This is a genomic window from Novosphingobium sp. SG754 (assembly GCF_013149315.1).
GTDB lineage: Bacteria > Pseudomonadota > Alphaproteobacteria > Sphingomonadales > Sphingomonadaceae > Novosphingobium > Novosphingobium capsulatum.
The window spans coordinates 205,228-218,943 of sequence record NZ_JABGCC010000007.1 but is presented as its reverse complement, the minus strand read 5'-3'; the positions used below and the strand labels follow the sequence as shown (position 1 = coordinate 218,943).

Genomic DNA, 13,716 nt, shown 5'->3' with positions numbered 1-13,716 from the left:
AGATAAGGTATCATCGAGTCGTGGTAGACCACCACGTTGATAGGCCGGGTGTGGAAGTGCGGTAACGCATGAAGCTAACCGGTCCTAATCACTCTTATCATGCTTGTAGAATCCACACCCTCACCACCAACCCTGCACAACATGCAGCGGCCAACGGTGACAATCGGACGATCCTCAAGCCAGATCCCAACATCATCGATCTAAACCCCTCATGTGCGCCCGCTCCATTGCCTGGTGACCATAGCGTCTGTGTCCCACCCGATCCCTTCTCGAACTCGGCCGTGAAACCAGTCCGCGCCAATGGTACTAACGCTCAAGCGTTGGAAGAGTAGGTCGTCGCCAGGCATTGAAGCTGGCGCACACGAATAAAACCCATTCACAAAGTCTCTCCTGCGGCCCCGTCGTCATAAACGACGGGGCCGCAGCGCATCGCGGGGTGGAGCAGCCCGGTAGCTCGTCAGGCTCATAACCTGAAGGTCGCAGGTTCAAATCCTGCCCCCGCAACCATATCCGATCATACCATACCGCCTCAGGACGTCCCGAGGCGGCTTTTTTATGCCTGTTTTCCGTGGCTTACCGCCGATTCGCGCCATCTCAAGTCGCCTCTCAAGAAGCCACCAAACGCCAGGACGTCGATTTGCATTTGGGGGTATTTTGTGGGGTAATCGCTGCAATTCCAGCGGAGTACCCCCACATGGCGCTCAAGGAACTCGAAGTCCGCTACGCAACCAAGCGGCAAAAGGACTATAAGCTCGCCGATGGCGAGGGCCTGTACCTTCTCGTTCGGCCCAATGGCTCGAAGCTGTGGCGAATGAAGTATCGGTTCGACGGCAAGGAGAAGCTGCTCTCCTTCGGCCGCTATCCCGATCTCAGCCTTGCCGAGGCGCGGCTGCGCCGCGCGGAGGCCAGGGTGGCGCTGGGGCAGGGCAGGGACCCTGGCGCCAGCAACAGGTCGCCAGCCGGCAAGACGTTCGAGCAGGCGGCACGGGCCTGGCACGAAAACCGCGAGGGCAATCTCGATGAAGGCCATGCCAGGCGGCTGATGACGCGGCTCGAGCGCGATGCCTTCCCAGTGCTCGGCAATCGGCCGCTGCGGTCCATCACCAGCGCCGACGTGCTGGCCATGGTTCGGACGGTGGAAGCGCGCGGGGCGCTCGACGTCAGCCGGCGCATCAAGCAGCATGTGAGTCAAATCTATCGCTTCGCGATCCCGCAAGGCTGGGCTGATCAGGATCCGGCGGCATATCTGTCTGACTTGTTGAAGCCGAAACCGCGGGTTCGCCACATGGCGCGGGTCGGTCTGCAGGAACTGCCCGCGCTGGTTCGGGCAATCGACAGCTACGACGGCGAGGAGAATCCGCGCCGTCGCGCGGTGACGCGTGCGGCGTTGCTGTTCACGCTGCTGACCTGGGCACGGACCAACGAGACCCGCCTTGCTCGCTGGGACGAGTTCGAGCAACTCGATGGGCCCGAGCCGCTTTGGCGCGTGCCAGCTGCGCGGATGAAGATGGAACGCGAGCACCTTGTGCCGCTATCGCGCCAAGTCGTGTCGCTGCTCGGCGACGTCAGAGCCTATTCGACGGGCGCTTACGTGTTTGGCGGTGACAAGCTCGGGCAGCCGATTTCTCAGAACACCATGATCTATGGTTGCTACCGCATGGGATATCGCGGTCGACAGACAGTCCATGGCTTCCGCGGTCTGGCCTCCACCTGGGCCAACGAAGCCGAGTGCTATCGCGCCGATTGGATCGAGATGGCACTTGCCCACGTCGACCGCGACGACGTCCGCAGCGCCTATAACAGCGCGCTGTACTTGTCGCCGCGCCGACGTATGCTCCAGGACTGGGCGGATCACGTGTTCGGCTTGCTGACGCCAATTAGCGACACCCCTCACCTTGAAGGTCTCGAGCTGGCTCGCACGGCCTGACATACGCTTACTGGCAAACTGTGGATCAGCGGTAGGCTACTATACCCGAACATGCCGAAAGGGCGCGGCGGCGCCCGCTGGCCTGCTTCCGCCCCAATAGCCGACGTTTAGGCATCCATGTGCACCCCACGAAAGCCGGCGTTCATTCATGAGCGGGGCGGTGTAGGGCCCAGATGGTGGCGAAGGGTCGGGCTGTTTTCTGGTGGCAAGATGACGGTATCTGTCATCTTACAAGGAATTCTGCACACAGACTGTCCCATGCAGACCGTTTCGGACATCGAACGCGTCAGTTCGACATTCTATTTTTCTGCAAAGTGGTCTTCTTTGGCAAGCAAGTGCCGATCTTTGGCGATCAAGTCAGGCCGGCTCGAACCCGACATGAGATAGGTCCGCCAGAAGTCGGTGGTGAAACGGGCGACGGCATCGACGATATGCGCAGTGGCGCGCATGACAGGCATCCGTTTCGACTGGCCACCCAGCATCATGTGGTTGGCATCTTCGAGAACGAGCAGATACTTGCTCCCGGTCGGCATGGCCGCAAACGGCCGGGTACGATCCTGGGGCGCCACACTGTTGAGGAATGGCAGTTCGTCGCGTGTGCCGGTGATCGAGAAGAAGGGAATGGCGATCCCTCCGAAAGCCGAACGGTCGTCCTGCCCCAGTGCTGGTTGCGGACTGAGCGCAATCGCCGCCTTGATACGCGGGTCGTGCATGATCGCCGCGCCGCCGTAGCGCGCGCCCGACACGGCCAACACCGTCTGGGCGCCAAAGCTGTGGCCCGCCATGCCGACGCGGTCCATATCGAGCCGTCCGAGATCGCATGCCCCTTCACGCCCGCCCTTTGCCAGCCGGTCGAGCACGAAATGGACATCGTCAACGCGCGCTTGTAGCTGCTGGCCATTCATGGCGCTGCGCAGACCCTGCATGGGCCGCATTCTGCCCTTCCAGATCGCTGCATCGCTCCCGGCATGCTCAATATTGACGGTTGCGAAGCCTGCCTCGGCCCAGACCGTCACCCAATTCGTTCCGGCGTCAAGGCTGCCGCCCAGGCCATGGCTGAAAAGAATGACAGGGACTTGGGCGCGTCCTTCGGGCATCCGTATTCGCACCGGAACGGGACGACCGCTTCGTGTCGCGTCGGTCCAAATCGCATTGCAGATGGCGGGCGCGGCGAAGGCCTGAGCCGGAGAAAAAGCGGCGGCGCCTATTGCCACGGCGGCCGCAGCGAAAAGCGGTTTCGTGGCGCCAAATCCTGGGTCTTCCGGTGCTGTAGGACAGTGCCCGGCGGCGAGAGCGCGATGCGCACGGCGTAGCGCAACCCTTGCGCGGTTTTCATATCCTGCAACAGGTCGCGCCATTCGCGAACGGCCAAGCGCACGGGATTGGTTTCAAGCCCCCTGCCCTTGAGCCCGAACACCACCGGTTCCTCGGCTCGCTCGGCACGGAACGTCCCGAACAGGCGGTCGAAGACGATGACCACGCCGCCGTAATTGCAGTCGAGATAAGCATCGTTACAGCCGTGGTGCGCGCGGTGGTGGGACGGCGTGTTGAGCAGCCATTCGAGCGGCCCGAATGACAGCTTCGCCTCGGTATGGAGGAAGAACTGGTAGCGCAGATCCAGCGCCAACAGCAGCACCACGAGCCGGGGATCGAACCCGGCGAACACCAGCGGCACATAGCATACCCATCCCGCCGACAGGAGGTTGGTCCAACCGAGCCGGAGTGAGGAAAGCAGGGTCATCTCCCCGGGTGAATGGTGAACGGCATGCGTCGCCCATAGCCAGCGGACCCGATGGCTGGCGCGGTGGAACCAGTAATAGGCGAACTCGACCGCCAAGAACCCGGCTACCCAAGTCTTCCAGTCGTCGAGCGAAAGATGGACGGGGGCAATCTTCCACGCGGCATCGAATACTGCCCCGATGACCACGCCATTGAGGATGGCGGTCGGAATGTTGCCGACGGCAAGGCCAAGCGTGGTCAGCGCATTGCCGCGATCGTAGCCGCGCCCGCTGCGCAAGCGCCAGACGATCTCGGCGAACACCAGCCCGACCACGACTGCCAACCAAGCCGGTGAACGGGTGAGCAGTGCGTCCACGTCACATCCCTCCCCGCATCGCCCGCGCGTTGGCGCGGAAGGCGGTGAGTTCGGACTGATCGACGAATCCATCGTGGTTGGCATCGGCCTTGTCGAACATCGTGGTCGGCGCATGCGCCAGTTCCTGTCGCGTCACCCTGCCGTCATGATCGGCGTCGGCGCTCGTGATGAGTGCATCCATCTTCGCTTTCGCTGCGGCAAAGGCCGCCAGACGGGGAAAATCGGCGGCACTGATCACGCCGTCGTGGTTGCGATCCAGTTCGGCGAACCGGGCGCTCCGGCCCGCCATGAATTCATCGCGGCTAATGCGGCCATCGTGGTTGGCGTCCGCGCCGGCGAACATGTCGGCAAAGCGGCCACCCCTTTGCGCATGGGCCGTGCCGGCGATGGCAAGGGTGGCGGTCGCGGCGATGAAGAGGGACATTCTCATGATGCTATCCTTGTGAAAGTCGGCCCGGCCTTCTGGGGGGAGAGGGCGAGATGGCCGGGCCGCGTGGCGGGGCGGGCTCAGTTCTGGGGCGGGGTCGAGCTCACCGTTCCCGACACGGTGCCGGTGCGGCCATTCGGGCCGGTCACAGTCGATGAGACGCTGCCTGTACCATTGCCGTTAGCAGTCACACTGGTCGAGCGGCCCCAGGTCTGGCCGTTATTGGTGGTGTGCGTGGCGCCGCCCGAATAGGTGCCATTGACCCAGCTACCACCGCGCGTCGTCGTGGCGCCCATACCCGAATTGGTCTGGATGCCGCGGGTCACACTTGTGTTGCCAGGCTGGCGGTCGACGCTACGCGACAGGGTGCCGCCACGGCCGCCAGTACCCTGGACCGAAACCGCGCCGCCACGCGGCCGCGCTTGCACAGGAACAGCGGCAAGGCTGGCGGCGACGGTAGCGCCGGCAACGAGAGCGATAGCAAATTTCTTCATGGCAAATCTCCAAAAAGTGGATCGGCCGTTCTCGTCCGATACCGTCAATCTGGAATGTCGGTGTAACCCCTTTGCGAGCGGCGGATGAGCGTGTGTGAAGAAATGTAATCATGCCGATCGTCACTTTTCCTCGCCGCGTCCCACAAGCATGATGGGCCTATGGACAGCCAGACCGTCATTGCCGTCGTCGAGGACGATCCCGAGATCGGCCCCCTAGTTGCAGCCCTTTTGCGACGGGAGGGGTTCGAGGCGGAATTGTGCCCGACGGGCGAAGCATTCGACCGCCTGCGCGCGCGACGGCGGGTCGATCTCGTCGTGCTCGACGTCATGCTGCCGGGCGAGGACGGGCTTTCGATCTGCCGCCGGCTCCAGGCGGAGGGCGAAGTGCCCGTGCTGATGGTTACTGCGCGCGGCGATGACATCGACCGCATCGTCGGGCTGGAGATCGGCGCCGACGACTATCTGCCCAAGCCGTTCAACCCGCGCGAGCTGGTGGCCAGGGTCCGCGCGATCCTGCGCCGCACCCGAGACAGGCATCGGGTTGCCCCCATGCCAGCCGCCGAGGAACGCTGGCGTTTCGAAGGGTTCGAGCTCGATCTGGCGCGACGGACGCTGATCGATCCTGCAAGTAGGGAAATCGAGCTCACTGGGGGTGAATTCGACCTGCTTGCGGCCTTCGTGCGCCATCCACGGCGGGTGCTTTCGCGCGATCAATTGCTAGACTGGACGCGCGGGCGCGATGCGCAGCCCTTCGACCGCGCGATCGACGTGCAAGTGGGCAAACTGCGTCGGAAGCTGGAAGCTCATCCGGTTGGAGCAGGCCTGATCAAGACGGTGCGCGGCGGGGGCTATTCTCTTGCCGCACAAGTAGAGCGTGGTTGAGCACCATGCAGCGCGGCACGCTCTCCTTCCGCATCACGGTGTTGCTGGTCGGCAGCTTCGTCCTGCTGCAGCTTGCGGTGTTCGCGCTGACTTGGACGCCAGGAAGGGATGAGCCTTCGGGCGGCGGCGGGCTCCCCAGCGTCGCGCAAGTACGCGCGATGGTCGATCTGATTGCGGCCGTGCCTCCGCCACGCCGCGTCGCGGTCGCGAAGGCGTTCGACGGCGCCCTCTATCACGTGCTGGTGGAAGGCGGGCCGCTACCACCCACGGCTCAAAGCGCGCAGGCCATGAACATCGGTCGCGTCTACAGCAGGGGACTGCCCGGATATCGCCTGTCCGTAACCGGACGTGCGGCACGGTTTCGCAGGCTGGCGCGATTAAACCCCTGGCCTGGATGGATGTCCGATCCGCTTGCCATCCATGTCACACTGGGCGGCGACCAGCCCGCCATGCTGACGATCGAGAGTCAGCCGTCACAGCCGGTTCGCACCCTGCTTCGCCAGCGCGCGGCGCTACTCGGGGTTGGCGGAATCGCGGCGCTGGTGGCGCTTGCCTTCGCGGTGCGCGCGACCACGCAGCCAATGGCACGGCTGGCCCGCGATATCCGCACCTATCGCGGCGAACCGGATTCCCCCGATCTCGCCGTCGCAGGTTCTCCCGAACTGCGCGAGCTGGCGCAGGCCTATAACGAGATGAAGGGCCGTATTACCGAGCTGATGGCCGAGCGCACCCGTGTCCTTGCCGCAATCGCGCACGACATGCGCACCTATATCACTCGCATCCGCCTGCGAGCCGAGTTCATCGACGACGCGGAGCAGCGTGAACGCGCCGCGCGCGACCTCGACGAGATGGCGGCCCTGCTCGAAGACACGTTGCTCCTCGCTCGGGCCGAGGCCAGCAGGGCCGGGATGCGACGGTCCTTGGATCTCGCCGCCGAGTTGCGCCGCGCCGTGGAAATTCACCAGGAAATGGGCGATGCCGTAGTTTTGTCGCTTTCGGTCGAGCGGGCAAGCGTTGTCGCCGCGCCGCTTGCGGTACGCCGTACATTGACCAACCTGATCGACAACGGCCTGCGCCATGGCACGCAGGTTGTCCTGTCGCTGTGCGAGGATCGAGGGCGGTGGCGGATCGACATAAGCGATGATGGGCCGGGCATAGCGGCCGATAAGCTCTCCGGATTGGGCCAGCCGTTCGGCAGGATCGATCCCTCGCGCGATAGGAGTGCCGGTGGCGGAGCAGGGCTTGGGCTGGCGATTGTCCGTGCGCTGATCACCGCCCAGGACGGCGAGATCGCATTCGCCAATCGGGACAAAGGAGGCTTTCTGGTCAGCATTTGGCTTCCGGCCAGCCTTTAGCATCCCTGCTAGACCACCCCACTCACGCCAACATCGGCCAATGGCGTCTCAGCGGCAGAGCCTGTCCCCTCCATAGCCTGAGAACCAATATCTACCGGTCGGAGGCGTGCAGATGAGCCAAGTCGATGTAGGGCAGCTCTGTAGGCATAAGCCTCGCCATCGCGGGCTCCGACCGATCGACCGATAGTCGGCCCTTGGAAAGCATCGATTGATCCCGCATCGACGTGAAATGGTCGCCTGCCCTCGCGTCGATTCATGAGGTTCAAACAGCTGTTCCTTCCAGCTCCCCGTCGTTCGGGCGAGCCCACACGCGAACGTCTTGGTCTGGTCAGAGCTAGCGCTTTTGACCAGTTGCGGGATTGGGGCGCAAACCGCCCTCATAGCGGCTGTTCAGGCGCCTGAGCCCGTACGCCGAAAGCCGTCGTTTATTCATCAATGTCGCTGACCCCATGAACAGCCTGGGTTGGTGGCAAGCGGACGTAGCGACGACGTCTAAGCGAGGTCGTCCCTTACCTTTGTCAAAATAAGTCCGAGCAGATTCTGGCCCCGCCACATTGCCGGCGAGTGACCGGCCGGATTCTCGATTGCAAGTCCACTACCCCAAACCCAATCACGCGGATTTGCTTCTACCAGCAGCGTCTCCGCGGTGTTGCGGAGTTGACGCAGCGCACCATCGTTCTGCGCAAACTTGGCAATATTGCCGCGATAGACGACGTCGATCTTCCAATGATCCCAAGCGCCTTGTTCAAAACTTGTGACTGTTTGCCCCAGACGTTTCTGGGTCGCTGGGTCCTCAGTAGCGATAATTTTATTGGCTGCCGCTTTGTCGCCAAAGAGCATAGCCTTGCAGTACATCATCCATTGCTCTGCAGTAACGAAATTGATCCCCTCGAGACAGAACGGTGTATGATGCCACTGACTGAATACACCCTTTATGAATGGTGTGAACACAGTGAACGCGGATGGGTCCGGTAGGTTTTCAACGCCCAAGCTTGGCACAGAGTGGGGTTCAAAAATGAGCATGCCCCAAAAATACCTGCGGCTGCGAATGTCCGCAAGTAGGCGCGAGCTGTCATTTTGACCATGGCCTCGTCCTCCGCCACGATCGCCCCAGTTGCAGACGTTCGATACTTGGCGCAGAAACGCCCAATGCGCAGAAACCTAGACCTTCAAATGATCCAAATCGTCCTGCATTGGGCTTGGGATCCGATCGGCGTGCGCGGTATCGAGAACGCCGCGGACGAATACGACATGTACGCGCCTCAAGTGCTGAAATTGCTCGAGGCCGATGCGCCGACGGATGAAATTGCCACCTATTTGACAAGGGTAGTCCGCGATCGGATCGAGCTTCCCAGTAATCCGGATCGAGATCACGACGTCGCAGCCATGCTACGACAACTTTACGCCATCGATCGATAGCTGCGAATGACGGCAATACACCAGTTTGTCGCCCAAACCGGCTGTTCCGGACACGAGCGCATGCCCCACGCCATGCGCATCCGACGACGAACTGTCGAACACGTATTCGGCACGATCAAGGACTGGATGGGAAGAAGTCACTTCAAGACCAGGACCCTGGAGAAGGTCAGCACCGAAATGAGCCTCCACGTCCTCGCTTACAATTTAAAGCGCGCCATCAACATGCTCGGCGCCCCGAAAATGATCGCAGCGATGAAAGGCTGAGCCGAAGTAGCCATCATGCGCCTGCTCCTTCAAAACAGCCAAAGCGTTTTTACACAGCCTCGGTGGAAAGCGGACGTTGCGACGAAAGCTGCCGGTGATAGAGTGCCGAGCCTCGAAGTGGGGAATTTATGTCGCTGGAGCGATTTGCCGAACTGTGGGCGTCTAGTAGCTACCCTCCTGATCCAGTCACCGAGGCGGACATCCGCATCGTCGAACAACGCTTCGGCTTTTGCCTTCCTAACGAATATCGCCATGCCGTTCTGCAGGTAGGCCTACCACGCCCAACTATTGCGCTACTTGATGCAATCGTTGATCGAGAACTTTACTTAAGAGACCTTAGCAATTTCCTTAATCCGTCTGAGATTGTATCTGTTACAGACGATTGGCGATATTTGGGCTTGCCTGAGGATCTTGTCGCTTTCGCCACCGACTGCATGGGAAACCTATTCTGTTTTTGCAATGCGAACGATGGTGAGGAAGCGGCACCGGTGTTCTTCTTTGATCACGACGACCAGACCGTGGACGTGATCGCCCCCTCATTCAACCAATGGATCGACGAGTTCTGCGGAGTAGCGCCGCACTGATCAATAGTCGCATTTTGGGCGCGTGCTGCCGGTACCAGCGGCACCCAATCGGGCGCCGTGACCCGCCCTCATAGCGGCCGTTCAGGCCCCTGAGCTCGTACGCCGGAAGCGATAGTTTGTTTATCGATTGTTCGGCGTTAGCGCCTATGGCCGAGAAATGGGGTTGCGGATATATCATCTCGTGGAAGCTGTGCTCCACGATGACGGCGGGCGACGTGACCGACACGCTGGATCTGGCGCTGGCCACCTCAGGTTGTGGCAGCGCCACCGTGCTGCACAAGCCGCGCCTGCTGTCGGACGATGATCCCAGCTATGTTGTGGGCGAATTGGCCGCCTATATCGAGGCGCAGGCCATGAGCCATGTGCGCGTTGCGCCCTTCCATTCCCAGACACAGGCCAAGATTGAGCGCTGGCACCAGACCTTGAAAAACCGCATCCTATTGGAAAACTACTATCTGCCCGGCGACCTTGAAGCCCAGATCGAAGCCTTCATCTAGCACTACAACCACCAGCGCTATCACGAGAGTCTGGGCAATGTGATGCCCGCCGACGCCTACTTCGCCCGCGATCAGCAGATCCATGCCCAGCGCGCCGCCATTAAGAAGCAGACCATCGAACATCGGCGCTTGCAGCACCGCAAACTTGCCGCCTGACAGCTATCCCCAGACGAGGCCTGCTCTCCGTTACCGCGCCACCAACTTTGCGCCAAATGTTTCGACGACGGACACCGACACCTCAATCATAATCAGGATCGGCTGAATTGAACGCGGCAACGAGGGCCTGCGCGCGCGCCGCCAGCGGGCCACCGCCAGCACCAAGCGTCGCAGTCCGCGCGCGAGCCTCGTCGAAGTCCAGGAAACTCTCAAGATTGTTGCGCTTCAGGACCGAGTACCTTCCCCGATCGCTGCTCATGACATACGTGGTCAGCTTTTCCAGCGTATCGATCAAGCCTTCATCCTCTGCAATGCACCCTGCGATGAGTTTTCTCGGGCCGTCTGCGTCACAGCCCTGTGACCATGCAAACAGCACGTCGAGCGGATCAACCAACGCAAACAGGTCATCTTTCGTGAGCGCTTGATAGCGCTGGAGCATGATAGCCGTAACCTGATCCAATTCCGCGTCACTCAAAATCCAATCTTGTTCCGGTCTCCTGCGGTCGCCATAGCGCCCGTGTCCGAAGGTCTCCCTGCGGAACAGTTTGGACAGCCAACTGATGGCGTTGCCTTGCTCGAACATAGTGGTGATCGTCGCCTGACGCTGCTCGGGACTGAGCTTTTCTAAGAGGATGGGAACTAAGCGATCCGCCCGATCCCAAAGCGAACTCATCCACACTATATCGAACGGCCGGGCGCGATAGGCATCATCGAGAACATTGGAAAACGCCAATAGCAGGTGCTGGCTTTGGTTCGCCGAAAGCCCTTCGTGTGCGGTTTTGAAGCGTTCCAGCAGAACGTCCGCCTGTCCCATGGCGCTCGTGCCGATGCGCTGCTTATGTAACTCTACGAGAATATGACCGATCTCGGCGCTGCTCGCTTCCGCCGCCGCCGCAATTTCATCCGCACTGAAGCCTGTCACGGTATGGGCTGGAGCCGCCAAGGCAAAATAGAGTCGGTAATGGTCGGGGCTGGCAAGACGGCGGTCACGGATGGCCGCTGCCCGAACATCCTCACCGTCCCGCTGAAAAAGCTCGAACGTGCCATTTTCGTCAATGTCAGCCTCCATTCCCGGGAGGTGCTCCGCGAAATAGAAGCGATAGATCGAATCTGCGAAGAAGTCATCACCAGCCGCATCGAGTAGCTTGGTGAGCTGTTGAGCCTTTTCACCATCGCTAATGGTCCCCGTACCAAGCGCGAGTACGGTTACTTCAGTCGAATAGTTTTCGATCCAACGATAAAGCGTAGGATTTCCGTCCTTAATGAGTTGCAGCCAAACCAAATCAGCAAGATCGCCGCCTGCCTCGCGCAGCGGCGGCCAAAAGAAACGGATGGAATCGAGGGCGCGCACTACGGCGCGGGGCGTCTTGAGCAGACGACCGCCTTCGTAATCGATTACGGACCGTAACCGCGAAAGCTCATCCTCGCTTTTGGGTGTTGCAATTGCATGCAAGTCATCCGTGAACCACTGGCGCAACTCGAAGGCTTCAGGTGTCGGCACCATGACAGTGAGTTGGACGATCTTCTCCAGATAGGCCTGTCCGCTCTTAACTTTGGCCGCCTTCTTGATGCTGTGAGCGAGAATCTGGCTGTCATAGCAGAGCAGGTAAACGACGTTCGGGAAGTCCGCGACCGAGCGGACGAGGCGCAGCACCTCAATCACTTCGGACGGTTCAAGGCGATCCACATCGTCAATGGTGACAATGAAGCGGTGCCCGAGATCGTTTAGCGCCCGAACGAGTTTGTCCTTCAATTCAGGCAACGATCGAGCTTCAGATTTTTTACCTATTCCTTTGACGGCTTTCAGCCCTTTGCCAGCCCACGTTGCCCAAACAAACCCACTTGCATCACCGGCGAACTCGACAAAGGACCCAACCCGGCTCAGCCCCTCGGTGAACATGCGAAGCGCGTCGGCGGCAGCCTTTGCCTTTGCGACCGATACTCCTGTGACGTTACCCGCTTCGGCGGCGACGTTATTGATTTGCGTGGATAGCGTGCTGAACAAACTGGCGAGCAGCGTGTCACGCTGGCCGACCAACCAGGGGCGAAAGTTGATGACGGTAGGACGCTGTTTAGTGTCAAGCTTGCTCAGTTCATCCTCGATGAGGAAAAGCAGGCTCGATTTTCCCGTGCCCCATGCACCGTCGATGCCGATGACGAGGCCACCATCCGATGCGTGGTCAACCAGTGATGTGGCGATACGTGCCGCGATCTGTCTGAAACCCAGACGATCTTCGTCGCCCGGCTGTAGCGCGCGATCTCCCTTGATCCCACTCTGCTGGCTCTGACTCATATTAGAGCTGCCTTCTAGAAGGGCCGCCTTCGACATGCCCCGGCACGTCAAAGGCCAGTACGGTAAGCTTCAGCTTGCGGCTCGCGTCGTCGGCGCGCGCGAACGTGAACGTAAACTCCGTTTCACCGCGCTGACCATCGAAGCTGGTACATTGCGGGTGCTTTTCCATCGTCGGTCGAATCTTCGCCAGCACATCCGAGAAAGAACGGTTGCGGTTGAATAGCAGGATCGCCGCCTTAGTATCCCGCCAGCTAAGATAGCCCAGCACCTGATCGATGGCCTCGGACAAGGCTTTCTCGCCTTTCCAGATTTTGCATTCGCCGATGAATATGTTGCGCCCTTGCGAGGTAATCAGGATGTCCGTCTTGCCGCCATAATTGAAGGCCTCGCCGCGTGCCTCGCCCTCGAATTTTGCATTGAGCGGCACGAGGAACTGGAAGCGCAGCGTTTCCTCATCCATGTCGGCATAAGCATGAGGGCTGCGCTCCATGACTTCTGCCATTTGCTGCAAGGTGTCGAGAATATCACGGTAGATGGCATCACTCAGGGCTGGCTCCGGCGGTGCGGCCGGCCGTGCCGCCGGAAGCTGCGGCGCGATCTTCTTGCGTGCAGCAACTGGTGCACTGAAGGTTGCAGCGCGGTCAGTACGTGGTTTCAAAGCGAATTTGAGGCCAGATGCGACGGCCCCGGCCTGGTCGGCGCGCGCGCGCCTCGCCTGCACATGGCCACCGACGACCTCAGCGATGGACTCGTTCCAACGCACCACATCGGGGCGCAACCAGCCAACATGATCGTCGAGATCCTTCAGGAACCGCTCAAACGTCGCATTGATCTGGTCTGCGGTAGGCTGGCGTTCCACGAGTGTGGTCGAAATTGTTTGGCCGCTGACGGTCCCGCTCGGCGGATTCATGTTGTAGGTCGAACCCCGGCAAAAAAACAACCCCTTGTCCCCGGAGAAGGGTATTTCGAGGGTGTAGCGCTGGGCATCCACAGAAACGGAGCCGCCATCATCGTAGCCACTAGGGAAGCCGCCATAGCGTCCGACCTGCATCTTCGTGCGCCCCTCATCGACGCTGGGCTCCCCCAACTCGATCATCTCCAATTGGTATTTTTGCAGAGCGTAGGCCTGAAGCTCGGCCAGATCGGTATTGAGCAGGCGGCTGTCCGCCATTGCATCAAGTTCCTTCAGCAGTTTCGTCCGCTGGTTCTCGATCACCCGCGACAAGTCAAATTTACGAAACAGTAGTTCGTCGGCCATTACTTATTGCCTCCTACCTGGACAATATCAGACCATGTAGAAAACACGAAGTGCATAGATTGAGC

12 protein-coding genes, 1 tRNA gene, 2 rRNA genes and 2 pseudogenes are annotated in these 13,716 nt (G+C 60.5%); 10 read left to right on the top strand and 7 right to left on the bottom strand.

Annotation, left to right across the window (positions count from 1 at the left end; all coding sequences use genetic code 11):
* The 4 genes from FHW97_RS17680 to FHW97_RS17665 all read left to right on the top strand — a co-directional run.
* Positions 1-107, top strand: a 23S ribosomal RNA gene (locus tag FHW97_RS17680); the annotation flags it as partial.
* 123 nt (positions 108-230) lie between these two features.
* Positions 231-345, top strand: a 5S ribosomal RNA gene (rrf, locus tag FHW97_RS17675).
* A gap of 85 nt (positions 346-430) precedes the next feature.
* Positions 431-507, top strand: a tRNA-Met gene (locus FHW97_RS17670).
* 187 nt (positions 508-694) lie between these two features.
* Positions 695-1,927, top strand: a complete 1,233-nt coding sequence (locus FHW97_RS17665; RefSeq protein ID WP_168353097.1) for an integrase arm-type DNA-binding domain-containing protein — start codon at positions 695-697, stop codon at positions 1,925-1,927.
* Positions 1,928-2,226: 299 nt separating this feature from the next.
* On the opposite strand, the gene FHW97_RS17660 is transcribed toward FHW97_RS17665, so the two are convergent.
* From FHW97_RS17660 to FHW97_RS17645, 4 genes are all read right to left on the bottom strand, one after another.
* Complete coding sequence (locus tag FHW97_RS17660; protein WP_168353096.1) at positions 2,227-3,141, bottom strand: dienelactone hydrolase; 915 nt, start codon at positions 3,139-3,141, stop codon at positions 2,227-2,229.
* Positions 3,132-4,022: a sterol desaturase family protein gene (locus FHW97_RS17655; protein WP_370525461.1), complete on the bottom strand. Its 891-nt coding sequence runs from the start codon at positions 4,020-4,022 to the stop codon at positions 3,132-3,134. Before FHW97_RS17655 ends, FHW97_RS17660 begins: the two co-directional genes overlap by 10 nt.
* A 1-nt stretch (position 4,023) precedes the next feature.
* Positions 4,024-4,446 carry an EF-hand domain-containing protein gene (locus FHW97_RS17650; RefSeq protein ID WP_168353095.1) on the bottom strand — a complete coding sequence of 141 codons (423 nt, stop codon included), beginning with the start codon at positions 4,444-4,446 and terminating at the stop codon, positions 4,024-4,026.
* Between the two features lie 83 nt (positions 4,447-4,529).
* Complete coding sequence (locus FHW97_RS17645) at positions 4,530-4,943, bottom strand: hypothetical protein (protein ID WP_168353094.1); 414 nt, start codon at positions 4,941-4,943, stop codon at positions 4,530-4,532.
* A 159-nt stretch (positions 4,944-5,102) separates the two neighbouring features.
* Here FHW97_RS17645 and FHW97_RS17640 point away from each other — a divergent pair, with 159 nt between their 5' ends.
* Together FHW97_RS17640 and FHW97_RS17635 are read left to right on the top strand one after the other, a co-directional pair.
* The gene (locus FHW97_RS17640) at positions 5,103-5,825 is read left to right on the top strand and encodes a response regulator (protein ID WP_168353093.1); all 723 of its coding nucleotides are present in this window, start codon (positions 5,103-5,105) and stop codon (positions 5,823-5,825) included.
* A gap of 5 nt (positions 5,826-5,830) precedes the next feature.
* Positions 5,831-7,180 (top strand): sensor histidine kinase KdpD, encoded by a 1,350-nt coding sequence (locus FHW97_RS17635; RefSeq protein WP_183555627.1) that lies wholly within the window; start codon positions 5,831-5,833, stop codon positions 7,178-7,180.
* A gap of 492 nt (positions 7,181-7,672) precedes the next feature.
* On the opposite strand, the gene FHW97_RS17630 is transcribed toward FHW97_RS17635, so the two are convergent.
* The gene (locus FHW97_RS17630) at positions 7,673-8,203 is read right to left on the bottom strand and encodes an NADAR family protein (RefSeq protein WP_168353091.1); all 531 of its coding nucleotides are present in this window, start codon (positions 8,201-8,203) and stop codon (positions 7,673-7,675) included.
* A 150-nt stretch (positions 8,204-8,353) separates the two neighbouring features.
* On the opposite strand from FHW97_RS17630, the gene FHW97_RS17625 reads away from it, so the two are divergent.
* The 4 genes and pseudogenes from FHW97_RS17625 to FHW97_RS17610 form a co-directional block, all read left to right on the top strand.
* The gene (locus FHW97_RS17625) at positions 8,354-8,599 is read left to right on the top strand and encodes a hypothetical protein (RefSeq protein WP_168353090.1); all 246 of its coding nucleotides are present in this window, start codon (positions 8,354-8,356) and stop codon (positions 8,597-8,599) included.
* Between the two features lie 54 nt (positions 8,600-8,653).
* Positions 8,654-8,863, top strand: a pseudogene (locus tag FHW97_RS17620) (transposase); the annotation flags it as partial.
* A 128-nt stretch (positions 8,864-8,991) separates the two neighbouring features.
* Positions 8,992-9,447, top strand: coding sequence for an SMI1/KNR4 family protein (locus tag FHW97_RS17615; protein ID WP_168353089.1), 456 nt, complete (start codon positions 8,992-8,994; stop codon positions 9,445-9,447).
* 170 nt (positions 9,448-9,617) lie between these two features.
* Positions 9,618-10,100, top strand: a pseudogene (locus FHW97_RS17610) (integrase core domain-containing protein); the annotation flags it as partial.
* Positions 10,101-10,182: 82 nt separating this feature from the next.
* Here the strand turns inward: FHW97_RS17610 and FHW97_RS17605 are convergent.
* Together FHW97_RS17605 and FHW97_RS17600 are read right to left on the bottom strand one after the other, a co-directional pair.
* Complete coding sequence (locus tag FHW97_RS17605) at positions 10,183-12,429, bottom strand: P-loop NTPase fold protein (protein ID WP_171799361.1); 2,247 nt, start codon at positions 12,427-12,429, stop codon at positions 10,183-10,185.
* Positions 12,395-13,651, bottom strand: a complete 1,257-nt coding sequence (locus FHW97_RS17600; protein ID WP_168353087.1) for a hypothetical protein — start codon at positions 13,649-13,651, stop codon at positions 12,395-12,397. The genes FHW97_RS17605 and FHW97_RS17600 overlap by 35 nt, the downstream gene beginning before the upstream one ends.
* Positions 13,652-13,716: the final 65 nt, after the last annotated feature.